This is a genomic window from Anaeromusa sp. (assembly GCF_028691475.1).
In the GTDB taxonomy this organism is placed as follows: domain Bacteria; phylum Bacillota; class Negativicutes; order Anaeromusales; family Anaeromusaceae; genus Anaeromusa.
Window position 1 is genome coordinate 1 of the sequence record NZ_JAQUZF010000017.1, and the last position, 23455, is coordinate 23455.

General features: G+C 53.4%; 24 protein-coding genes and 1 pseudogene. 2 read left to right on the forward strand and 23 right to left on the reverse strand.

Features of this window, described 5'->3' with window-relative positions:
- Positions 1-197: pseudogene (locus PHF27_RS04110) on the forward strand (hypothetical protein); the annotation flags it as partial.
- A 34-nt stretch (positions 198-231) separates the two neighbouring features.
- Here the strand turns inward: PHF27_RS04110 and serS are convergent.
- Positions 232-1503, reverse strand: coding sequence for a serine--tRNA ligase (gene serS, locus PHF27_RS04115; RefSeq protein WP_300066425.1), 1272 nt, complete (start codon positions 1501-1503; stop codon positions 232-234).
- 195 nt (positions 1504-1698) lie between these two features.
- Between serS and PHF27_RS04120 the strand changes: the two genes are divergently transcribed.
- Positions 1699-2373 carry a uracil-DNA glycosylase gene (locus PHF27_RS04120; protein WP_300066428.1) on the forward strand — a complete coding sequence of 225 codons (675 nt, stop codon included), beginning with the start codon at positions 1699-1701 and terminating at the stop codon, positions 2371-2373.
- Between the two features lie 123 nt (positions 2374-2496).
- Here PHF27_RS04120 and PHF27_RS04125 read toward each other — a convergent pair whose 3' ends face one another.
- The 22 genes from PHF27_RS04125 to pap all read right to left on the reverse strand — a co-directional run bounded on the left by PHF27_RS04125 (position 2497) and on the right by pap (position 23426).
- Positions 2497-3660: an ABC transporter substrate-binding protein gene (locus PHF27_RS04125; RefSeq protein WP_300066517.1), complete on the reverse strand. Its 1164-nt coding sequence runs from the start codon at positions 3658-3660 to the stop codon at positions 2497-2499.
- 299 nt (positions 3661-3959) lie between these two features.
- Positions 3960-5504, reverse strand: a complete 1545-nt coding sequence (gene pruA, locus PHF27_RS04130; RefSeq protein WP_300066431.1) for an L-glutamate gamma-semialdehyde dehydrogenase — start codon at positions 5502-5504, stop codon at positions 3960-3962.
- 33 nt (positions 5505-5537) lie between these two features.
- Positions 5538-6686 carry an FAD-binding oxidoreductase gene (locus PHF27_RS04135; protein WP_300066434.1) on the reverse strand — a complete coding sequence of 383 codons (1149 nt, stop codon included), beginning with the start codon at positions 6684-6686 and terminating at the stop codon, positions 5538-5540.
- The gene (locus PHF27_RS04140) at positions 6676-6954 is read right to left on the reverse strand and encodes a (2Fe-2S)-binding protein (protein WP_018701950.1); all 279 of its coding nucleotides are present in this window, start codon (positions 6952-6954) and stop codon (positions 6676-6678) included. The genes PHF27_RS04135 and PHF27_RS04140 overlap by 11 nt, the downstream gene beginning before the upstream one ends.
- Positions 6951-7439 carry a 4Fe-4S dicluster domain-containing protein gene (locus PHF27_RS04145; RefSeq protein ID WP_300066440.1) on the reverse strand — a complete coding sequence of 163 codons (489 nt, stop codon included), beginning with the start codon at positions 7437-7439 and terminating at the stop codon, positions 6951-6953. The genes PHF27_RS04140 and PHF27_RS04145 overlap by 4 nt, the downstream gene beginning before the upstream one ends.
- 1 nt (position 7440) lies before the next feature.
- Positions 7441-8535 carry an NAD(P)/FAD-dependent oxidoreductase gene (locus tag PHF27_RS04150; RefSeq protein ID WP_300066443.1) on the reverse strand — a complete coding sequence of 365 codons (1095 nt, stop codon included), beginning with the start codon at positions 8533-8535 and terminating at the stop codon, positions 7441-7443.
- Positions 8532-8837 (reverse strand): (2Fe-2S)-binding protein, encoded by a 306-nt coding sequence (locus PHF27_RS04155; RefSeq protein WP_027938051.1) that lies wholly within the window; start codon positions 8835-8837, stop codon positions 8532-8534. The genes PHF27_RS04150 and PHF27_RS04155 overlap by 4 nt, the downstream gene beginning before the upstream one ends.
- Positions 8838-9002: 165 nt before the next feature.
- Positions 9003-10406 (reverse strand): sigma 54-interacting transcriptional regulator, encoded by a 1404-nt coding sequence (locus PHF27_RS04160; RefSeq protein ID WP_300066448.1) that lies wholly within the window; start codon positions 10404-10406, stop codon positions 9003-9005.
- 118 nt (positions 10407-10524) lie between these two features.
- A complete protein-coding gene (gene ptsP, locus PHF27_RS04165; RefSeq protein ID WP_300066451.1) occupies positions 10525-12240 on the reverse strand; it encodes a phosphoenolpyruvate--protein phosphotransferase in 1716 nt (571 codons plus the stop codon).
- A 4-nt stretch (positions 12241-12244) separates the two neighbouring features.
- Positions 12245-12508, reverse strand: a complete 264-nt coding sequence (locus tag PHF27_RS04170; RefSeq protein WP_300066454.1) for an HPr family phosphocarrier protein — start codon at positions 12506-12508, stop codon at positions 12245-12247.
- A 21-nt stretch (positions 12509-12529) separates the two neighbouring features.
- On the reverse strand, positions 12530-12922 hold the full coding sequence (dhaM, locus tag PHF27_RS04175; protein ID WP_300066457.1) for a dihydroxyacetone kinase phosphoryl donor subunit DhaM: 393 nt from the start codon (positions 12920-12922) through the stop codon (positions 12530-12532).
- A 10-nt stretch (positions 12923-12932) separates the two neighbouring features.
- A complete protein-coding gene (gene dhaL, locus PHF27_RS04180; protein WP_300066460.1) occupies positions 12933-13559 on the reverse strand; it encodes a dihydroxyacetone kinase subunit DhaL in 627 nt (208 codons plus the stop codon).
- Between the two features lie 119 nt (positions 13560-13678).
- Positions 13679-14677, reverse strand: coding sequence for a dihydroxyacetone kinase subunit DhaK (gene dhaK, locus PHF27_RS04185; RefSeq protein WP_300066463.1), 999 nt, complete (start codon positions 14675-14677; stop codon positions 13679-13681).
- Between the two features lie 161 nt (positions 14678-14838).
- Positions 14839-16890, reverse strand: a complete 2052-nt coding sequence (locus tag PHF27_RS04190; RefSeq protein ID WP_300066465.1) for a sigma 54-interacting transcriptional regulator — start codon at positions 16888-16890, stop codon at positions 14839-14841.
- A 12-nt stretch (positions 16891-16902) separates the two neighbouring features.
- On the reverse strand, positions 16903-17208 hold the full coding sequence (locus PHF27_RS04195; protein ID WP_300066468.1) for a hypothetical protein: 306 nt from the start codon (positions 17206-17208) through the stop codon (positions 16903-16905).
- 223 nt (positions 17209-17431) lie between these two features.
- Entirely contained in the window at positions 17432-17878 is a 447-nt protein-coding gene (locus PHF27_RS04200) for a DUF350 domain-containing protein (protein WP_300066471.1), read from the reverse strand.
- Positions 17875-19098: a glutathionylspermidine synthase family protein gene (locus PHF27_RS04205; protein ID WP_300066474.1), complete on the reverse strand. Its 1224-nt coding sequence runs from the start codon at positions 19096-19098 to the stop codon at positions 17875-17877. The genes PHF27_RS04200 and PHF27_RS04205 overlap by 4 nt, the downstream gene beginning before the upstream one ends.
- On the reverse strand, positions 19098-19406 hold the full coding sequence (locus tag PHF27_RS04210; RefSeq protein WP_300066477.1) for a hypothetical protein: 309 nt from the start codon (positions 19404-19406) through the stop codon (positions 19098-19100). Before PHF27_RS04210 ends, PHF27_RS04205 begins: the two co-directional genes overlap by 1 nt.
- Positions 19403-19855, reverse strand: a complete 453-nt coding sequence (locus PHF27_RS04215; RefSeq protein WP_300066480.1) for a hypothetical protein — start codon at positions 19853-19855, stop codon at positions 19403-19405. Before PHF27_RS04215 ends, PHF27_RS04210 begins: the two co-directional genes overlap by 4 nt.
- Positions 19856-19874: 19 nt before the next feature.
- Entirely contained in the window at positions 19875-20930 is a 1056-nt protein-coding gene (locus PHF27_RS04220) for a hypothetical protein (protein WP_300066483.1), read from the reverse strand.
- A 535-nt stretch (positions 20931-21465) separates the two neighbouring features.
- The gene (locus tag PHF27_RS04225; protein ID WP_300066486.1) at positions 21466-21732 is read right to left on the reverse strand and encodes a hypothetical protein; all 267 of its coding nucleotides are present in this window, start codon (positions 21730-21732) and stop codon (positions 21466-21468) included.
- A gap of 209 nt (positions 21733-21941) precedes the next feature.
- On the reverse strand, positions 21942-23426 hold the full coding sequence (gene pap / locus PHF27_RS04230; protein ID WP_300066489.1) for a polyphosphate:AMP phosphotransferase: 1485 nt from the start codon (positions 23424-23426) through the stop codon (positions 21942-21944).
- Positions 23427-23455 lie beyond the last annotated feature (29 nt).

The window sequence follows — 23455 nt, forward strand, 5'->3', positions numbered from 1 at the left end:
TTCCAGACGATGTCTGCCAAGCTTTGCTAGGCCACCCCAACACACTGCGCCAGCTGCTGGATCTGGTTATTGCTTACGAAAAAGGCGACTGGCCGCAAGTATTGCAGTACAGCCGACAGCTCCAGCTGCCTTCGAGCCAGCTGGCCCCAAAATACTTGTCAGCAATCTCTTGGGAAAAAGAGTTTTTCAGAGAATAAAAAAAGCTCCGCGCCTGCGGAGCTTTTTTTGAGTTTAAGGCTGAATCACATCTACGCCCATAAAGGCGCGCAGTACTTTTGGTACCAATACCGAACCGTCAGCCTGCTGATAGTTTTCCAAAATGGCCGCTACAGTCCGGCCAATGGCCAGGCCGGAGCCATTCAATGTATGCACATACTCCGGTTTAGACTTCGCGTCCCGACGGAATTTAATGTCCGCCCGGCGCGCCTGGAAATCCTCAAAGTTAGAGCACGAGGAAATCTCCCGGTAGGTGTTAAAGCTAGGCAGCCACACTTCCAAATCATAGGTCTTGGCCGAAGAAAAGCCGATGTCGCCGCTGCAAAGAGTAATCACCCGATACGGCAATTCCAACAGCTGCAAAATACGTTCGGCATTGCCCACCAGTTTTTCCAGTTCGTCATAAGAGTTTTCCGGCAGGCAGAATTTAACCATTTCCACCTTGTTAAACTGATGCTGCCGGATAATGCCCCGGGTATCCCTGCCAGCCGAACCAGCTTCCGCGCGGAAACAAGCGCTGTAGGCGGTGTAATACCTAGGCAGATCCTTGGCGTCCAAAATTTCGCCGCGATGCAAGTTCGTAATCGGCACTTCTGCTGTCGGAATCAGATAGTAGTCCAAGCCTTCCAGCTTAAACATGTCTTCAGCAAATTTCGGCAACTGTCCAGTACCGGTCATGCTTTCCTTGTTCGCAATAAAGGGCGGGAAAAATTCGGTATAACCGTGTTCGCGGGTATGCACGTCCAACATAAAATTAATCAAAGCCCGCTCTAGGCGCGCTCCCAAGCCCCGGTAAAACGTAAAGCGAGCTCCGGTCACTTTGGCGCCACGCTCAAAATCAAGAATTCCCAGGTCTTCGCCTAAATCCCAGTGGGCTTTCGGTTCAAAGGCAAAAGACGGCACTTCGCCTACACGGCGTACTTCCGGATTGTCCGCTTCATCCCGGCCCACCGGCACGGAAGCATGGGGCAAATTAGGAATACTGAGCAGAATCTCCTTCAGCTCCGTTTCCACCTGGCGCACCGTCTCGTCGAGTTCGGAGATTTTTTCTCCAACGCTGCGCATTTCCAAAATCAAAGCCTCGGCGTCCTCTTTGGCTTTTTTCAGTCGGCTAATCTCTTGGGAGACCGTATTGCGCCGGCTTTTCAGCGCTTCCACTTCCGTCAAGACTTCCCGGCGTTTTTTCTCCAAGGCCAGAAAATCATCAAGCGTTAAGGCGCTGCCTCTTTTCTGCAATCCTGCCAGCACCGCTTCGGGATTTTCCCGCACAAATTTCATATCCAACATGACAGCTGAACCTCCTGACAGCAAAATGACACCCCCGCCTGAGAGTGCCGAAACGCATCCTTCCTCAGCGGAAGTGGCTATTTTTGCTTGCTATGTACTTTCCCATTTTACAATAATGTTCTTTCCTTTGTAAAGGAAAACCAGGTATATGGTCGAAGTTAAGAAAGAATAACACTTTTACTACGAGGTGATTCCATGTCTTTTCCCAGCCACGAGAATTTAGAAGAGGCTTTGCTGCAATGCAGCGCCTGCCCTCTCTGCAAGGATGCCATCGGCCCTACTTCCTGCAACGGCAGCATTACCAGCCCGCTGGCTATTGTCGGCGAAGGCCCCGGCGGCGTCGAGGACGAGTACGGCGTACCCTTGGTAGGCCCTTCAGGCAAACTCTTAGATAAGGCTCTCTGGAGCGTAGGCGTCACACGCAATTGCGTCTACACCACCAATGTCCTAAAATGCCGTCCCAAAGGCAATCGCACCCCGACGGTTGAAGAAGGCGCTTTTTGCGCCAGCCGCTGGTTAGACGAAGAGCTCAGCCTGGTACAGCCAAAAGTGATTATCGCCTTAGGTAGCGTAGCCTTAAAATATCTAAAAGATCCCCATGGGCGCATTACCAAAGACCGCGGCCAGTGGTTCGAAACCAAATACGGTATTCCGGCCATTGCCACCTACCATCCGGCCTACTTGCTGCGCCTGACCGGCCCATCTTTAGTTAAGGCGAAATGGGAAGTCTTTTACGACCTGCAAGCGGCGGTAACTAAATGCAAGGAACAAGCGCCCGATTGGGTATCTAAAAGCGACGAACCCACTGATTTGCTCTCCTTATACGAGGAACGGAGACAAGAGCGGCGAGGGACAAGGAACGAAATTTGAACAAGAGAAAAGAAGTAAAGCGTAACAAGAAACCGGCATCACGATTTTGTGACGCCGGTTTCTTATTTCCAAAATCCATGCTAGCGGATTCGGAGGCTTTATGAAAATCGACAAGTCATTCTATCAAGGTTTGATGGTTTCACGGTAAACCTGTTTGCCGTCTTTCATTTCAATGATAACAGCGCTCTTCACGGCGTCATGCTTTTCATTCAAAGTCAGGTCGCCAGTAACAGCAGGGAAGTTTTTCGTAGCCGCCAGGGCTTCGCGAATTTTCTGCGGTTCTGCACTGCCGGCGCGCTTGATGGCGTCAACCAAAGCATAAGCGGCGTCATAACCAAGAACCGCCATGGCATCCGGCAATTGGCCGTATTCTTTCTGGTACGCTTCTACAAAAGCGCGAGATTTGGGGCTCTTATCTTCTACCGAGTAGTGATTGGTGAAGTACGTATTATTTAGAGCAGCCCCGCCGCCGATTTCAGCCAGCTTGGGAGAATCCCAGCCGTCCCCGCCGACAAAGGAAGCCGTGATACCTAGTTCACGAGCCTGCTTCACGATTTTGCCTACTTCTTCATAGTAGCCAGGCAAGTAGATGACATCAGGATTAGCCGCTTTGATGTTGGTCAGGATGGTTTTGAAGTCCTGATCTTTCTGCAAGTACGCTTCTTCAGCCACTACCGTGCCGCCGCCGGCAGTATAAGCCGGTTTGAAGACCGCTACCAGGCCTTTGCTGTAATCGCTGGAGTTATCAACCATGATCGCCGCTTTTTTGGCTTTCAAGGTGTTAAGAACAAAGTTGGCGCCTACCGTCCCCTGGAAGGGATCGATGAAGCAAACGCGGAAGGTGTAGTCTTTGGCTTTACCGGACGCTTCATTAATAGTTACCTTGGGATTGGTCGTTGCTGCTGCTACGAAAGGAATTTTGTTGGCTTCCGCCACACTGGAAGCGGCAATGCCGTTGGAGCTGGTAGTGAAGCCCGTTACGGCCACAACCTTATCTTGGCTGATAACTTTGGTCATCGCGTTGGAGGATTCTGAAGGCTCTCCTTTATTGTCGGCGACAACCAGCTGAATCTGCTTGCCCAGCACCCCGCCATTCGCGTTGATTTCCTTAAAAGCCAGCTTTGCGCCGTTAGCCGCCGCCGTCCCGAAGGAAGCCGTATTGCCTGTCAGCTCGTATACCACGCCGATTTTAATGTCTTTGCTGGAAGAGCCTCCACAGCCGGCAATCAATCCAGTAGTCAGCGCCAACGCACTTAGGAGGGCTGCCATCTTTTTCATTTTTCCCATTTTCATCATACGCTTCTCTCCCTTTCACCTACGTTCTTGTTTCAAGACCACTCGTCACTGCCTGCCATTCCTCCTCTCACCGCGTCTTCTTGCATTACATTGCGCTTCTCATTCCATGCCGCTTAGGGCATCTGCAAAAAAAGAAAGGCTTCTGGAAAAAACAGCATGCTGTTCTTTCCAGAAGCCTCGTTGCCTCATACACTTATCTGGAATACATCTTTAATTTGATCTTCATTATACTTGTCTGCGATTCATTTTACAAGCATTTTTTTCTAAATATGGTTATTTCTTGCTTACCATTACAGTCTTTCGCAAATGGATTTTGCCTGCATGAACAACAGCAGATAGTCAGCGCCGCCCGCTTTGGAGTCGGTGCCGGACATGTTGAAGCCGCCAAAAGGCTGTACGCCGACCAAAGCGCCGGTGCACTTACGATTCAGATAGAGATTACCTACATGGAAATCTCGCCGAGCTTGCTCTAATTTGGCCCGATTCTGGGAAAACACAGCGCCAGTCAAACCATACTCCGTGTCATTGGCAATCGCCAGGGCATGATCATAGTCTTCGGCTTTAATCACCGCCAACACCGGCCCAAAAATTTCTTCCTGCGCAACGCGAGCATGGGCGTCCACATCGGCAATGACTGTCGGTTCGATAAAATAACCTGCCGCATCGCCGGCTTTGCCGCCAACGACAATCTTGCCTTCGCTTTGGCCGATCTCAATATATTCCAGGATTTTCTTATAGGCGTTTTCGTCCACCACAGGCCCCATGTTCATCGCCGGATCCGCAGCGCAGCCTACTTTCAAAGTCTTAGTTTTAGCCACTACTTTAGCCAGCACTTCGTCGTAAACGTCAGCCACGATAATGGCCCGAGAGCAAGCGGAGCATTTTTGTCCCTGGAACCCAAAGGCCGAGGCGACAATACCTGCCGCCGCTTCTTCCAGATTGGCTTCACTATCGACAACAATGGCGTCCTTGCCGCCCATTTCCGCGATCACTCGTTTAATCCATTTCTGTCCGGGCGCTACATCGGCGGCCAGCTTATTAATGCGCAGGCCCACTTCCTTGGAGCCGGTAAAGTTAATGAACCGCACTAAAGGATGCGTCGTCAAGTAGTCGCCAATGGTGCCGCCGCTGCCGGGAAGATAGTTGATAACCCCCGCCGGGAATCCTGCTTCCGCCCAAACTTCCATCAGTTTGGCAGCCACTACCGGCGTAGCGCTGGCCGGCTTAACGATAACCGTATTGCCTGCTACCGTCGCCGCAGCGGTCATGCCCGCCAAAATAGCCAAGGGGAAATTCCAGGGCGGAATAACCACGCCGACGCCCAAGGGAATATACACGCATTCATTGGTTTCTCCCGGATACGGATACACGGACATGCCTTCGGCATACTGCAGCATCTGGCGTGCATAATACTCCATGAAGTCAATGGCTTCCGCCGTATCAGCATCGGCTTCCGGCCAGGTTTTACCGGCTTCTTCCGTCAGCCAAGCGGAAAACTCGAACTTACGGCGCCGTAAAATAGCTGCCGCCTTGAACAAAAGAGACGCCCGCACCTGCGGCGCTACTTGTTTCCAGCTTTCAAAAGTCCGCGCCGCTACTTGCACGGCTTTTTCCGCCAAGTCCGTGTTCGCCCGGGCCACCGTTCCCACTACCTCGCTGGTTAACGAAGGATTCAACGAGGTAATACGAGCTTCTGTATTAACTTCTTCGCCGTCGATAATCAACGGATAATAGGCGCCTTTTTCCGCAGCGACTTTGGCCAAAGCCGCCTCCATTTGCTGTCGATTTCCTTCTTGGCTAAAATCGGTAAATGCTTCATTTTTGTATTCAATCATCTTCTAAACCCCTTTTCAATTTATAGTTGTGCTTTATACCACAGAGGGCTCGACAAACAATTCGCCTTCTTCAAAGCGTTCCGCCCGGAACACGTCTACCGGCAGGGTCGTCTGCCGCCCCAGCACCAGCTGCGCCATTAATTCGCCAGTGATCGGAGAAATCATAAAACCATGACCGCTGAAACCGGCGGCCGTAAAGAAACGCGGCTGACAGGGAGCGCTGCCTAAAATAGGCGTCCGATCCGGACACATATCGTACACGCCCGCCCATTGGCGCACCACCTTCAAGCCGGCTAACGGCGGCAGCAGCTTGGTGACGCGCTGCGCCATAGCCTCTAAGAAATGCCAGCTAGAGGTCATATTCAAGCTTTCCGGCTCATCCGGATGACCGATGCCCATAATGAAGCTGCCATGAGGACTTTGCTGGCAATACAGGTTGTGATAAAAGCTCATCACCATGGGTTCCATGACGGCTTCCACCGGCTCGGTTACCAAAATTTCGTGCCGTTCCGGGAAAATAGGCAGTTCCACTCCAGCCATTCTTCCCACCCATTTAGCATGCCCCCCAGCGGCATTGACAACGGTATCGGTCAAAATATCGCCCTGCGCCGTGCGCACAGCCACAATTTTAGATCCTTCGGTAACAATGTCCGTCACTTCGCAAAAGGTGCGAATCTCTACGCCCTGCTTGCGCGCCGCCGCCGCATAGGCTTCGGTAACGCGAAACGGGTTGCAGTGACCGTCTTCGGCGCAGAAAGTCGCCCCCAGCATGCCTTCGGTATTCAACATCGGCACGATTTCTTTCGCTTCTTCCGGCGTCACCCAAGAGGCTTCAATACCCAGTTGTTTTTGCAGCTGCAGGTTTTTTCGGAACTGATCTTCCATTTTCTTCGTATACGCCAGCAGCAAATAGCCGCCTTGCTCAAACTCAATATCGACATCCACTCCCAAATACTCCGGCAGGTGAGAAAACATCCTGACGCTTTCCCGAGACAAAAGGCAGTTGGTTTCGGTCCCCCACTGCATGCGCACGCCGGCGCCGCAACGACCCGTAGCGCCGCTGGCGAGATATCCTTTTTCAAGAAGAACTACTTTACCAGCGCCCAGGCGGGCCAAATTATAGGCAATCGAGCAGCCTACAACACCGCCTCCGATGACTACCACATCTGCTTTACTTTTCATCCTCAGTCCCTCCTGCCAGCACACCCAGAGAAATCGGCGCTGTCGGCGGCCGGAAGGTGGGCAGTGCAACTTCTTCTACTTTCCGGCCTGTTGCCGTAGCGATTTCCTGCGCAATCAAAGGCATGCACGTCCGGCCCTGACAGGGTCCCATGCCGCAGCGGCAAGCACGCTTCACTTCCTCTAACGAATGATCTCCCTTGGCAATGCGCTCGCGAATCTCTCCTAAGGAAATGTCCTCGCAACGACAAATGATTGTCTCGTCTTTCATGCTTTTGCCTCCTTCCGGCGAACAAAACGAACTTCGTCCACCTGTTCTTTCGGCACAGCTAGCCAAAGTACGTGGGTCTTATTAGCGCTGCGCTGCGCGCGAAGCACTTTTACGTCAACGATCGGTTTCCCCTCGCGATTACAGCCGGCCAGAAGCTCTCCCTCCTGAGGCAAGGGTGAAAATTCGTAAGGCAGTTTTAATAAAGCTTCTGTTTCACTATATTGATAATCGGTTACAACAATAGCCAGCCCAGGGCAATGGGTTAAACAGATGCCGCAGCCATTGCATTTTTCTGCGTCCAGCTTAGGCCGCTCATGAATGGGATCCACCGTAATAGCGCCTCGCAGACACGCATCGGCGCAGGGGTTGCAGGGAATCTCCTGGTAGCATTCAATAATTGCTACAGCGCCTTCTTTTTTTCTTGCTTCACAAGGAAGCACTGCTGCAATCTGCTCCTTGTCCGGAATTCCGGTTGTCGACAGCATTTTACATCGCCTCCTCAAAGGTTACTTTACATAAGCCCTTGCAAACTTTGGCGCTTGTCGGCCCGGAACGCAAGGCGGCCAATTGCCCTTTCGCCTGCTGGTACTGCTGCTGAAAGTCCGGCAAGTGCATGCCCAGCGAAAAGGCCGCATACAACCCGGCAATTTTACCTTCGACCATGGCTGCTGAAGCTTCTTCCACTCCCGCCACATCGCCGGCGACAAAGATTTCTTTTTTTGACGTCATTAAATTGGCGTCCCGCCACGGCACATAGCCGCCCAGTTCTCTCACAAAAGTCATATCGCAGCCCGCCTGCCAAAGAAGCTCCGTCAGCGGCGACAACCCCACAGACAGACATAAACCGTCCGCTTCTATCGTTTGCTCGCTTCCCGGCACTACTTGCCATTTATCATCTACCTTGCCGATGGTCACCGCTTCCAAGCTTTCTTTGCCATGCGCCGCCACCACCGTGTGCGAAGTATAAATGGGAACGCCGCAGCGTCTGACTTTCGACGCATGCACCCAATAACTGCCGATAACCGGAGCGCCTTCGACAATGGCCGCCACCTCTACGCCCGCTTGCAAAAGCTGATAAGCTACGATAACGCCAATATTGCCAGCCCCAAGCATAACGATTCGTTTTCCAGGCAGTACGCCATGCACATTCATCAGCGTCTGTACGGCGCCAGCTCCGTAGATCCCAGGCAAGTCCGAATTGGGAAAAGGCAGTGTTTTTTCCGATGCGCCGGTTGCTACGATCAAGCGCTTGGCTTTGATCTTGTGAAAAACGCCCTTATATTCAGCCGTTACAACGCCGTCTTCCTGATAAATCCCCAGCGCCGTACCGCCGCACCACACTTCAATACCAGGCTGTTCCGCCACTTCCGCCAGGAGGCGCTCCGCAATGGCTACGCCTCGTTCCCCGGCGAACTCTTCTTTAGAACCGAAAAATTTGTGAGTCTGCTTAATCAGCTGTCCTCCCAAATGACTGGAACGCTCTAAAAGCAATACCTGCGCCCCCGCCCGGGCCGCTTCCTTGGCGGCGACCAAGCCAGCCGGGCCGGCGCCGATAATCAAAATATCACATTTCTTTATCATTTCAAGTACCCGTTCCCTTTCTGGGTTTCTACCTGCATGCCAGCCTGCAAAGGCTCCACGCAAACCCGAACATTGGGTACACCGTCAACCGTCATCAAACAGGACGAGCAATTTCCTATTGCGCAAAACAGGCCGCGCGGCCGGTTATGGCGGTGGCTGTGACGCAAAGCCCGCACGCCTGCCGCGTGCAAGGCGGCGGCAATGGGTTCTCCGGCCCGCCCGCTCAAGGTTTGACCGTCAAAAGAAAATTCAACCAGTCCCTCTTGGGGGAACTCTAAAATCGGATGTTCTGTAATTCTCATGCTTCCCAACACCTCCTGCCCTTTATATAGCAAAGTCCGTGCCAACTTAGCAGGATGTTGCAACTCTCCAGATTTTACAAGGGTTAAACGCAAAAAGACGCTCTGTTTCCAGACGCGTCTTTGCGTACATTCCGTCTATTTTTCGACGTTTTTGTCGGGTCGCCGTCAATCCAGCTCTAATTGACGCAGTTTATAGTAAAGAGTCGTCCTGGGAATGCCAAGCTTCTTGGCCGCAGCCGCCTTGTTGTAGTGGTTTTCTTTCAACACGCGGCGGATGACTTCTTTTTCCCACTGGTTTGAGGCGTCGGCCAAGTTGAAATTCCCCTTCGCAAGCATGGGCGGCAAGGGGCGGTGCTGCATCCATTCTTGCGGCAAATGACGGCTTTCCAGCACATCCCCCTCCGCCAGCACTACGATGCGCTCCAAAACATTGAACAATTCCCGTACATTGCCGGGCCAAGGGTAATCTAAAAGCATGGCCATCGCATCCGGGTCTACCTTGGTAATCAGTTTGCCATATACCGCGCCAAAATGCTGCAGCCCTTTATGCACCAATTCCGGAATGTCATCGCGACGATCCCGCAGCGGCGGCAGCCACAAAGTGACGACATTTAGACGGTAGTATAAATCCTCGCGGAATTCCTTGCGCTCCACCATTTCCTCCAAATCCCGATGGGTCGCCGCCACAATGCGCACATCCACTCGCACCGCTTTAGAACCGCCTACGCGGTAAAAGCTCTTCTCCTGCAGGGCCCGCAACAGCTTGACCTGCGCTTCTCTTGGCATGTCGCCGATTTCATCCAAAAACAGCGTCCCTTCATGAGCTTCTTCGAGCAAGCCGGCCTTGCCTTTGCGATCCGCGCCGGTAAAAGCGCCTCCTTGATAGCCAAAAAGTTCGCTTTCAAAAAGGCCTTCTGGAATAGCGCCGCAATTGATGGCCACAAAAGCGCCAGTACGGCCGCTTGCCTGATGCAGCGCCCGCGCAAAGAGCTCTTTGCCGCAGCCGCTTTCCCCTCGAATCAGCACCGGCGCCGGCGAGGCGGCTACGCGCCGCCCCATGGCTATGGCTTCTTGAATGCCTTGACTGTGCCCGTAAATAGAAGCAAAGGAATCCACAGCCCGCCCTTCTATGCGCTGCTGCAGGGCCACCATTTCTTCACTGGTGCGAAAGAGTTTTTCATTTAGCTGGACTACCTCGGTAATATCCCGTTCGGCGCAAACGCCGCCGACATTCCACTCCGCCAAATGCACCGGCATGGCGTTAATAAGCACATGCTTGTCCGGGCAGGGAGTGTGATAGCGCCCGCGGACTTCTTTGCGCTCCTGCACCACTTGGGTCAAAAGCAGATTGGAAAAAAACATGCCAATATGCTTGCCGACTATCTCATCCGAAGAAATGCCGTATAAAGCGGTGGCATAGCGATTCCAGGCCACAACGCAATCACGTTCGTCCACAATGCAGACAGCTTCATCCACAGCGGCCAGCACCGCATCCAAACGCGCCTCCATACAGGCAAGACGCTCTTTCAATTCGGCTACTTCCAAAGTTCCCTCACGAAACTCTTCCATCTCGCACCCTCCCTGCAAAGACAAAAAGCCGCCTTGATTACTCAAGGCGGCCACACTGCCGTTATCTTATCTAAAATACTGCTCTAATTATAACGTCTTTGCAAAGTGTTTTCAATACTTAGCTCTCTGATTCTTGTTCCATATTTCGACGCAAAAGTTCGCGAATCGCTGTGCTTTCTTTCAGCTTCAAAGCCTGCGCCAATAATTCGTCCGCCCTATGGCGAGATAAAGAGCGAACCCGTTCCTTCACGCGCGGCAGCGCCGGAGCGCTCATACTGAGTTCGTCAAAACCCATAGCCACCAGCAACGGCGTCGCCAGGGGATCGCCCGCCATTTCGCCGCACATGCCAACCCAAATTCCTGCTTCATGGGCCGCCTGCGCCGTTTGCTGAATCAAACGCAGCACCGCCGGATGAAAATGACTGTAAAGACCGCTAATTTTCGAGTTGCCCCGGTCTACAGCCAAGGTGTATTGCACTAAATCATTCGTACCGATACTAAAAAAATCGCATTCCTGCGCTAATAGCGACGCCATGGCCGCCGCTGCAGGCGTCTCCACCATGATACCCAAAGGCACATCGCTTCCAAACGGCTTGCCTTCTTTTTGCAGCTCTTCCCGAGCGCGTTGCAAAGCCAGCCTGGCTTGGCGAATTTCTTCCACCTGGCTCACCATGGGCAGCATAATAGCCGCTTTGCCATGCACCGCCGCCCGCAGAATGGCTTTTAATTGCGGCAAGAACAGATCCTCCCGCTCCAGGCTGATTCGAATGGCCCGCCAACCCAAAAACGGATTATCCTCTTTGGGAACCTGCAGATAATGCAAAGGCTTATCGCCGCCAATATCCATCGTCCGGATGACGCACAGCGCTCCTTGGCAGCCTTCAATGGCCGCTTTATACGCTTGATACTGTTCCTCTTCGTCGGGGGCGCTGTCATGTCCCATAAAAAGAAATTCAGTACGAAAAAGGCCGACCCCTTCCGCGCCATAGCGCGCCGCGGTTTCCATGTCTTGAGGCGAGCCGATATTAGCCGCCAAAGTCATTTTCAAGCCATCTGTAGTCACTGCGGCTTCCCCGGCCAGCGACAAATCGCGTTTAAGCTGCTCGGCTTCCCTTTGAATCTGCAGCAGCGCCTGTTCGCGTGTTTTCACATCCGGGTCCACCCAGATTTCCCCGCGCCCTGCATCCACAAAGACTTCCTGACCGCTAGTCAAGCGCGGCAGGACCTCCTTTAACCCTACAATGGCCGGAATGCCCCTCGCCTTAGCAATAATCACCGCGTGTGACGTTGTGCTGCCCTGCCCTAACAGAACCGCTTTTACCGCGCCTGCCGGCAACGCCGCCAAATAAGACGGTTCTACATCCTCCGCCGCTAAAATAGCGCCGCCTGCCACAGGCTTGGGCTCCGTCAGCCCCAGCAGCACCTTGGCGATACGTTTACCCACGTCGCGCACATCTGCGGCGCGCTCGCGCAAATAGGCGTCATCCATGGCTTCAAACATAGCCGCATACTGTTCACTGGCCTCTAGTGCCGCCGCCGGAGCGCCCGCACCGACCGCCTCTTGCATCGCCGTCAGCAAGGCCGCATCCTGGGCCATCAGTTGATGCGCCTCTAAAATGCCCGCCTGCTCATCTTGGCCAGCTTCCCGGCAGCGCCTAGCCGCCTCTGCCAGCTGCAACGCCGCTGTCGCCGCAGCCGATTCCAGCTTTTTTAGTTCTTCCGCCGTCGGCGAAGGCGTATACGTCTTTAGTGCCGCCGTCAGTTCATCCCGCAACACCAAAAGCGGTCCCATGGCGCTGCCCGGCACCACAGCCAGTCCTTGCAGCTTTTCCATGATCTTACTCCTCTCCGAAACGACTTTCCACCAATTCCACCAGCGCCTGCACGCACGCCGCTTCGTCTTCACCGGTCGCGGAAATCTTCAAATCCGTATTCTTGGTTACCCCTAAGGACATAACCCCCAAAATACTCTTAGCGTCGGCGCTCTTGCCGTTGCCTTCAATAACCACTTTGCTTTTAAACTTGGCCGCTTGCTGCACAAACTGCGCCGCCGGGCGGGCATGCAAGCCTGTAGGATTAGTAATCTGAACAATTGCTTCCATATGAATTCTCCTCTTCTCTGCCTATAACTTATGCAAATCCCGAGCTCCTTCTGCGGTTGCCCGCACCGAAGCCAAGGAACTTCCTAAGGACGCTTCGACAGCCGCACTGATGGCGCCTTCCAAAATCGGAGCATCTGCTATCTGTACGCGCTTGCGCAGTTTTTCATCCAAAAATTCCAGCGCCGTTTCCGCGCTGAGCACCGCACTGCCCAAGTCTGCTAAAACCAGCACGCCTTCTCCTACATCCGCCTGCGCAATGCGTTCGGCCACCATCGTCGCGTCAGTGCCAATGCCGCCGTCCGCCGTGCCCCCTGCGGCCAAAATTTTCTGCTCCGCCCGCGCCATCTGCGCCGCCATTTCACAAATCCCCTCCGCTACTTTGGCGCTATGGGACACAATTACAATTCCTACCATGCTATCCCTCCTATTTCTCAGCCAGCTGCCGGTACAAAGTCTGCAGCATCAAGGTTGTTGAAGTAGCGCCGGGGTCCTGATGGCCGATGCTGCGTTCGCCCAGATAGCTGGCGCGTCCTTTAGTAGCAATAATGGTCTTGGTATACTCAACTCCTGCCGCCGCCGCGTTTTGGGCCGCTTCCAAACATTCCAGCATGGTCTTGCCGTCTTCTCTGGCCTGCGCAAAGGCTTCTGTTGCAGGCTCCAGGGCATCTAGGATGGTCTTTTCCCCTCGCGTTGCCTTGCCGCGTTCTTTAATCCCGCCGACGGCGGCTTCCAGCATTTTTTGCGCCGTTTCTTCGTCAACCAATTCTTTCCCTTGCGCCGCTCCGGCAGCCCGCAAGAACGCCGTACCATATAACGGACCTGCAGCGCCGCCCACAGTCGAAATCAAAGTCATGCCCACCAGCTTCAACGCCGCGCCGACATCGCCTTCGGGCGCTCCGGCCAGTTTGGTTTTAACCGCCTCGAAACCGCGAGCCATATTAATACCATGATCACCATCGCCAATGGCGGCGTCCAAATCCGTCAGAAATTGTTTTTCCTCTATTACCATAGCTCCCACCGCATTGATGAGCTCTGTTGCTTTCGTATTCATGCTTGTTTCCTCCTATCGTCCGTTTCAAGAAAGGCAGCGGGCTTTCACCCGCTGCCAGCTTCCTTTTCGCTACCTCCAAGAACGCCGGCGGTTTCGCACCAAGCGATTTCTTAGAGCCTTTAAAACTGTACCAAAGCCGGCGTATCCGCCGGGGCCAACAGCAACTCTTTTAGTTCCGTATCCAGTTTCAACAACGTAATGGAGAATCCTGCCATTTCCAGGGAGGTCATGTAATTGCCTACAAAAGTCTTGGCGGTTTTGACGCCTTTGGCCGCCAAGGTTTCCGCCACTTTACGGTTCACAATGTACAGCTCCATCAACGGCGTCGCGCCCAAGCCGTTGACCAGCACAGCCACTTCATCCCCTGCGGACAAAGCGATATCAGCAAAAATTTTATCCAGCAAATGCGCCGCAATTTCATCGGCTTTTTTCACAGTTTCCTGATGCGTTCCCGGTTCGCCGTGAATGCCCATGCCAATTTCCATTTCGTCTTCACCCAAAACAAAGCTAGGCTTGCCTGCAGCCGGTACGGTGCAAGGAGCCAGGGCCATGCCCATGGAACGAACATTGGCGACAACCTTATCCGCGACCGCTTTCACTTCCTCCAAGGAAGCGCCTGTTTCCGCTTTAGCGCCGGCAATTTTATGCACAAACACCGTGCCGGCGATGCCGCGACGCCCAGTAGTCCACGTGCTATTCTCTACCGCAACGTCATCATTGACAACTACTTTTTCTACTTTAATGCCCTCGGCATCCGCCATTTCCGCAGCCATTTCAAAGTTCATAATATCGCCAGTGTAGTTTTTGATGACCAGCAGCACGCCTTTGCCGCCGTCTACCGCTTTCACCGCTTCATACACTTGATCCGGAGTTGGAGACGTAAATACCGCTCCGGCTACCGCTCCGTCCAACATTCCCTTACCGACAAAACCGCCATGAGAAGGTTCGTGGCCGCTGCCGCCGCCGCTGACCAAGGCCACTTTACCCTGTACAGGAGCCTGAGCGCGCACAATGACGTCAAAACCCTCTACACGACGTACATATTGAGGATGTGCCGCGACAACCCCCTGAAGCATTTCCTCTACAACTTGCTCGGGTACATTAATGACTTTTTTCATCCTTAATTCTCCCTTCTGCCGGTCTGACCGGCTTGCCGTTTCCGTAGAGTATATTAGCAAAACCCATGCCAACGTGTTTTTACTGCAACCAAGCCCCCTTTCCTTTTACTTCTTGGTAAAAAAGAACAGACATCTCTTTTTTCATTGGTAAAAAGGATCAATTAGTCCATTTTTACCCAAGATGTCTGTTTTTCCAAGCCATACTTGCGCGCCTTCGCCGCTATGGTTTTATGCGTCAGCCCCAGCGCCTTGCCTGCTGCATTATAGCTGCCGCAGCGTTCTAACGCTAAAGCAATAATATTTTTTTCATACTCCGTCCAGGGCAGCAACGATTCTTCTTGATGTAAAACCGGTAAAGCCGGTTCCACGCCCATCTCCTTGCGCAAATAGAGCGGTAAATCCTCCAAGCCCAACTGAACCCCTTCGGTCAGCGTCACCATACGCTCTACTACATTCTCTAATTCCCGCACATTACCCGGCCAGTTGTATCCTTGAAAGGCTTCCATCGCTTCTCGTTGAAAGCCCTGGCAGGAAAACCCTTCGCGCTGGGACACTTTCTCTAAAAAATACTCCGCCAAGAGGGGAATATCTTCTTTACGATCCCGCAAGGGAGGCAGCAGTACGGGGACTACATTCAAGCGATAGTACAGATCCTCCCGAAACTCGCCTGCCGCCACCATGGCCTCAAGGTCCCGATGGGTAGCGGCAATAATTCGCACATCCACGCGCACCGTCTCTTCACCGCCGACGCGCTCTATTTCCCGTTGCTGCAGCACCCGCAGAAGCTTCACTTGCATGGTCTTATCCATCTCGCCGATTTCGTCCAAAAACAAACTGCCGCCGTCAGCCAGTTCAAAACGACCCAGCTTCCGCCGCACAGCCCCGGTAAAAGCGCCTTTTTCATGGCCAAAAAGCTCGCTTTCCAAGAGCGCCGAAGGAATGGCGCCGCAATTAACCCGGATAAAAGGCCCCTTGGCTCGCGGACTGGCGTAGTGAATGCCTTCGGCAACCAGTTCCTTGCCTGTGCCGCTTTCGCCTCGTATGAGCACCGTAGCCTGCGCCGCCGCCGCTTTCGAGGCCATCGCCAGGCAGTCTCTCACTTTGCCGCTGCGGCCAATGAAATTACGAAACGCCGCATGAGGTCTTCTGGTACGAAGCAGCTCTTCTTCCAAATAGTCCGCCCGCGCATTCGCCTCGTTCAGCTTGTCCGCCAACAGTTGCAGTTCCGTCGTATTTTTACTGACCGACAAACCGCCGGTCAAGGCGCCGTCCACAAAAATCGGATTAATATTCGAAATCAACGTCACGCCGCTGCGTTTGCGGCTGATGCTGCCCAGCACCGCTTGGCCGCTTGTCAGCATCAAACTACGCCCCCCACCGGGAGAAATATTACCTACACGCTGCCCCAAAAGTTCTTCTCTTTTTTCACCGCACATCGCCACATACGCATCATTGACGTAGGTAATCACGCCTTTTTTATCAAAAACGCAGATGCCGTCCTGTACCGATTCCAAAATCAACTGCAAGCGCTCTTTTAGTTCCTTTACCTCTTGCAGTTCCCCGGAAACGCGTTCTAAGATCGAAATATCCTCAAACACAGCCACAGCGCCGCAAACCTTGCCGTCAATCAGCAGGGGCGTCCGATTGGTAACCGTGATAGAGCGCCCGGTTAGCTGCCGCTGCCCCAACTCTGCTTCTCCCGTCTGGTTGACAATATGCAACCGAGAACCAGGAATGGCTTCGTACACCTTGCGGCCAATAACTTCCGCCGCAGCCACGCCCATAATGCGCTCCGCCGCCGGATTAAACACGGTAATGCGGTCCTCTTGATCCGTCACCATCAAGCCGCTGGCGATACTGCGAAAAATCTGCTCCGCCGTAAAGGCATTCTCCTGCAATACGGCATCCATGCCCTGCCAGGCCGGGGCCGCCGCCAAAGAAAAATCCCCTTCCAAAAACGCGGCCATCTCTTGCGCTGCCTCTCCCGCTTTAGCGCCATTGGCGCCAACCCATAACACATCTCCAGCGCGCACCTTCAGGCCCACTAGGAGCATTAAATTATTGGCTGGCACTACTTTGCCGGTTTCCTTGCGCAAGGTAATCTCGCTGCCGTAGCGCTGCCTGAGTTCTTGGAAACGCTGCACTACCATAGCCGCTACCCGCGTGTGAAGCCCCTTAGGATGCCGAAAAACAATCCGCTGCTCGTATGCCATGAAATCCTCCGCTTAGCCCTTGCCCGGAAGCACCGTCAACGTAATACTGTTACCCGCTCGTTTCACCTGTAGATGATACTCTTGCACGCCCTCTTTATATAACTCCAGCTTAATGGCCACCAACGCCTTTTCCAGCTCTTCCCGCGCCTTTACAGGCAAAAACGATTCACTTTCCGTGTTTTTGCTTCCTTTGCGCCCTACCGCCGGCCGCGGCTGCGGCGTAGACTCGCCCAACCATTGGTGTTCAAAAGAGCGTTCCTCTACATACCCTTGCAACATATCCGAATCACTGCGGTTTTTTTGAATTTTGCTTCCCACGATTTCAGTCCTCCATCTTTAACTATAATTTGATTTTACTCAAGTCTCATTCTGAGGAGATGATACTTGAAAGAATGCTGCGCCAAGATAAGGATTTTTTCCGTCAGACGCGAAAGAAAACGCAGGCATAGCGGCGCTCTGCCGAGGCTTTCTGACAAAGGCTGACGCAAAAAAGACTCTCTTGGTGTAGTGTGAGTCAAGTACCGTCTCCTCACTTAATCGCTCAATAGCTGATCAAGGCCGCTAAAAGCAGTCCCGCCGCCACACTGAGACGGGCGGAAAAAATCCCTACCGCCACATTGCCTTTAGGAATCTCCTGCGACACCCGGTACGGGGTAACTCTTTCAAACAGCTTAGCCACAACCACCTGACTGACAATGCCCACGGCGCCCCAAAAAAGCAAATCCCAAATATGAACGGAATGAAAAATAGCGGAAGCCAAAACCAACGTCAGCCCCAGCAGCTTGCCGCCCAAGTCGTGCGCCGCCGCTTCCGCCGCCCGTCCGGCCATTCCGTCTTGCGCGCCGTTATGCAGCAGTTCGCCTTCTTTATAAGGAGTCAGCCTGGCAAAGAGCCAAACGCCAATTCCCAAAAGAGGCAGCGCCGCCGCAAGATATAGTAGGAAATTTACGACATGCGGCCATTGTCCCTGCATGTTTAGCATCATCATTCGCTTCCCTCCTCGCTCAAATACACCGGCGTCATCCACGCCTGGTCGTCCGTAATAGCCGCGCCAAGGCGCACCAACACCCCAGCAAAAGAGCCGCCAGCCACGAAGGCGCCCCAAAGACGCCGGCCTTCTTGCAAACCCTTCTGCGTCATAACCTGCATACGTTCCAACTCCACCGCTTGCTGATAGATAGCAGCGCCATGCCAGCCGCCGCGACTCCCCAAAAGCAAGCCTCCGTCCGCAGCATGCAGCGTCACGCCGCCGCCTTCTCTCCCCCACAAAGGTTTTCGCACATACGAAGCTTTTCCTAAAAACACATTCTGACGGTAGGTCGGCAGCATATAGGTTTGCACCAAGTGCCGTTCCGGCTGTGTCAAGAACTCTTCCGCCTCGTACAACTGCCAAATAAGGGCCTGCAGCGCCTTGGACTGGCCCACTAAAGCCAGCGGCGGATTCACCGCCAAGAGCTTCTTGGAAGCTGCCAGCTCCAATACGCGCTTTCCCGTTGGAAACCCATCAGCAGCGCATTCCCGCACCATGACCTCCCATGGATGAAGGCGAAACCAGCAGCCAATTTGCTCCGAAGCCGCTGAAGTCAAAGACTCCCTTTCATACCGCAGTTCTTCCAACGGCACAAACTCGCCTTCTGCCGCCAAAGATTGCCAGTACTTCATCGTACCGGCATCTTCACTGTGATTTCCCAACGCGCTAAACGCAGCCACGCCGTGCAAGCCAGCTCGACGCGCTATTTGCAAGGATTCGGCAATGGCCTGACGCAAAAGTTCTTCGCCGGCGGCATTGGGATTTTGTCGCCCTTCGCAAGCGCAAATTTTCCCGTTCACCGCCAAGGCTTCCACCACGCCGCTGGGGGTATCGCAGTTATACTCCAACACTTTCCACCCTGCCGCAGTCTGAACAAAGTCAAACCGTCCCAACGCCGTCAACCATGGAAGCTGCAACGCCTCCCGCACAGCCTCCCGCGCGCCAGCAGGCAAACCCAGCCAGCGCAACAGCCGGCTGTCCCCTCGCGAGGCAACCAAAGCCACTTTATGCCATAAGGCGGCCAAGCCTTCCGCCGCCGCCTGCAGCTCCTGACATTGCTGCGAAAAAATAGGAGTCCAGGACGCTAAGGCATATTCATCTTTGGCAATAGTCTCCCAGGGAAATAGAGTCTTCATCGGCCCGTACCAGCGTTCGCGCCGGACCGCATAGTTCTCCATCAGCCGCCTCCAGATGAGGCGCTCTGACTGCCCAGCCCGCCCTTGCCCTGAGAAATGCCGGAAGTCGCCGCGCCATCACCGGCAACGCCGCTTCTTCCGCCGCCGGAGCCAAAATAGCGGGAGCCTCCATAAATATATGGCACTGGCGCTATGCTGCCTTGCCGCTGTCCCCCCGGAGCCGTTCCGGCTTCCACCAATTCATCGTCATCTCCCGGCGCTTCTTTTGCCTGCTGCGTCGGCGAAGAACAGCCGCCTGCCGCCAAAGAAGCCGCGATAAAAAGACCGACTACCCAATGACGTTTCTTCATGCGCCCTCCTTCACTTTCTCCATATAATACACGTACGCGCTGCGGTCTTCGTCCAGCTCCGCCGACACCTTCAGCCACTCTTCGCCTTGGTGCATCCGGTAGTCAGCCAGCAGTTGCAACTGCAGTTCTTCATACGTCAAAAAAGACAATACCAACTGCCGCTGCGCCGAAAGCAAGCCGCTGCCGCAAGCGGCAATCTCCAACGGCAGGCCGGCTGTCTTGGTCGCCGCCGCTGGCCACATTACTCTCCCTTTAGAGTCCGGCTGTATATAAATGACAAAGCCATCCGGTTCAATGGCGCAAGATGTGCGTTCATAAACCGCGCCTTCCTTGACAAAGCGATCGCAAATAAACCGGGCCGCTACTTCCCCATGCGAAATTCCTTCATACACATACAGCACCGGATAGCCTTTCGCCTCGTCCAACAAACGATATTCTAAACGCGCCATACTTTCTTCCTTTCCAAACTCACTCTTCTGCTGACGGAGGCAAACGCTTGCACAGCCAGGCTGGCAGGCTGCCCAGCAGCCGCGTCCGCCAGCGAGCCGCCTTGCGTTGATACAGCCAGCCGGCCCCTACGCACAGCACTCCCAAGGCACTCAGCACCAGCGGAAAATACAATGAATCAGCAAACACTTCATACGCCAGATAGCCCAGATACCCTACATAGCCCACGGCGCCTGTCACCACAAAAATAGAACGCTGGAAAAGGGGCGCCAGCAGCAAAAATACGCTTGCCGCCACCAGCGTCGTCCAGCGCGGCCAGCCAGCCAGCCCCCACCAGCTTAGAACATACAAGCCGGCAGCCAAAGAAGCTCCGCTCGCCAAATACAGCCAACACGCCATATCCGGGCCATTGCAGCGCCAACGCCCTCGATCCGCTTCTACGGCCAAGATAAAAAGCAGGCATCCCAGCCAAGTATTAGCCCAAGCGTCGGAAATCCATGGTGCAAACCAATGCCAAAGAGGCACTAAATCCTGCACCATCATCCACAAAGACACAACGAAAGGCGCCAATAAAAAAGGAAAGGGAACCACTCTGGCCACCAATAAAGACAGTACGGCTGTCGCCCCTTCCATCCAAAGACGGTGCTGCGGCACTAGGCTGTAAAAACCGCCGGCAGCCATTAACGTCAGCTGCGCTTCCCAATAACCGGTATATTTCAAAAAGCCATACACCGCCAAAGGCGTCATGCACACCGCTGTCGTCACAGCCAGACCTCCCGGCAGCCTCCCTCCCCGGCGGCCCCGCAGCAATAGCCCGCCTACAAGAAAAATAAAAGCATATAAAATAGCTGTGCATAACAGCACCAGCCCGCTTAGTTCCAGCCAAGCCTTGGTCAAAAACCAGCCCATAGCCCCCATGACCAACAACACGCCTAAATAATACGCCAAATGAGACATACTTAAACGCGGCTCATCCTCTTTCTGTTCTTGCCATAGCTGCCATAGTTCTTCCGCCTGCACTCTATTTAAAATGCCGCTGCGCACAGCTGCATCTATATCTTTTTTTTCAATCCGCACACTGCTACACCTCCAATTGAAATTATTTCGCCATAATGCTGCTACATTCCTGCGGGAATATAAGAAAAACCGCTACGCGGTCCTTTAGGAGAACCCAACTCAGAGTAACAGAGAAAAGCCAGAGAAAGGCCAGAGGAGTAATATAAGGGAACGGTTTAAGTTGCGGTGGCCGTGACTGTATTTGAGACTTTTTTGGAGCAAGACGGTCCGCAGGACGCAAAAGCAGAAGACGACGGATAAAAGTTCCGTATGTCTGAGCGCCAGCGAGTTCGCGGAACTGCCGTCGACTCCTATTTTTGCGAGTCGCGCGGAAATCTTGTCTCAAATACAGTTATGCCGCCGTTTATACAGAAGCTCCTATTCCCTGATAAACCCTTTCGCGTTTTTCGCGTCTTTCGCGTCTTTCGCGGTTCGTTTGTAAATTCTGGAACATCAAAAAAGTCCGCACCCCTTAAGGATACGAACTTTTTCAAATCTTTAAAGCTCCCTATAGATGCCGAAGGAGCTGCTAATTAAATTAGCAGCTCCTTTAATCTTAAAAGCGATCCAGCTGCTCTAAGCCCGCCCGAATGCGCTCTTTTAAATCGCTTTCTTCCGTCGCAAAGCCGGCATCGTCCGGTTGAATATACAGCAAAGAATCACGAATCTCATCCAGCAAATCATAGGCGCTTTCGTGCAAAAGAAGCTCGCCTTCATGCTCCGTCAAATACAAATCAAAGTCTTCCGCAAATGCTTCCAGCTCCATTTCACCCTCGACATAGCGGTGGCACAGCGCCAGTAATTGTCTTAACTCGTCGTTCATACTCACCCTCCTCAATGCATTATCATACAGAGAAGACACGCAAAAAGGAAGGGCCTCCAGGTACGCTCTGCCGCCGACAAAGACCGAATTTCAAGGTATCAAGAAAATAGCTTCACCGGAGAGCATACCGCTCTGTAGCGCGCTGTCGCACAAGCATTTTCTAACTCCTGGGAAGTTGCAAAAAGAATTTTTTTCCGTATTTCGGTTAATCAGTGATTCCGTAAGGCTGCCACTACCGTTTCCAGCACTTTCAGACGCGCATAATTTTTAGAATTGGCTTCCACCAACGTCCAGGGCGCCTTGACCGTACTGGTGCGAAACAACATTTCATCCACCGCTTGACGGTAGGCCTGCCACTTCTCCCGGTTGCGCCAGTCCTCCGGCGTAATCTTCCATTGCTTATAGGAGTTGTCCTGCCGCTCTTGAAAGCGTTGTAGTTGCTCCTCCTGGTCAATATGCAGCCAAAACTTAATCAATACGCCGCCTGCCAAGGCCAATTGCTCTTCCATTTCGTTGATTTCATGATAGGCGCGCTTCCATTCCTCCTGCTGACAAAATCCTTCCACACGCTCCACCAACACCCGTCCGTACCAAGAGCGGTCAAAAATGGCGATTTCTCCCGCCCGCGGAAATTCTCGCCAAAAACGCCAGAGGTAATGATGCCGCCGTTCCAAATCATTGGGCGCGCCAATGGGAACCACGCCATAACCTCGTGGATCCAGTTTTTGCGTCAGCCGCCGAATGCAGCCGCCCTTGCCAGCCGCATCCCACCCTTCAAAAACAATCACTGTCGGCACATGCTTGGCAAACAGCGAGTATTGCAGCATGCGCAGCTCCTCTTGCAGAGCATTGGTGCGCTTTTTGTACTCCGCAGCCGATACCTGCAGTGATAAGTCCGCCTTATCTAAAATCGAAGAATCCAAGTCATGCATTACCGCCGCATCTACACGCTCGGCCGGCTCCAAAACAACGGCCTGCCGCCGCGGCTTTTGCAGCGCCGCCTCCAAGGCTCCCACTACTTGATTATATATTTTCAAAGCCGCAAAACGCTGGTCTTCCGCCTCTACCAAGGTCCACGGAGCATGAGAAAAATCGGTTTTCTCCAGCATCTCTTCAATGGCCACGCCCAGCTCGTCATAATGGGCATGCTGCCAATGATCCGATTCATGGAGCCGCCAAAGATTGGCGTCGTTTTTTCCCATATTTTTAAAACGTTTTTTCTGCTCGCCTTTACTAATATGAAGAAAAAATTTAAGCACCAACGTTCCGTGGTCGGCAATCTGCTTTTCAAAGGAATTGATTTGCTGGTAGCCCTGCTGCCAATGATGACGGTTGCCCTCATCCACCACGCGATCCGTCAAAACCGCCCGATACCAAGAACGGTCAAAAATAGCAATACGCCCGTCCGCGGGGAGACGCACCCAATAACGACGCAAAAAAGGCCGGGCTTTTTCTTCCAAAGTTGGCTCATCCATAGCAAAGACGCTAAAGCCGCGCGGATCCAACGCCTGCAGCAATTCATTAATCAAGCGTCCCTTGCCGGAAGCGCTCCAGCCTTCAAAAACAATCACTACAGGCAATCCTTGGTCCTTGGCCTGCCGCTGCAGTTCCCCCAGACGCAAGCGCAACTCGGCCATTTTTTCGTTATAGACGTCTTTGGCTATTTTTTTGCTCAAATCCAATTTCTCCAGCATGCCGTCCCTCCTGCTCTTTCTGCTATTCT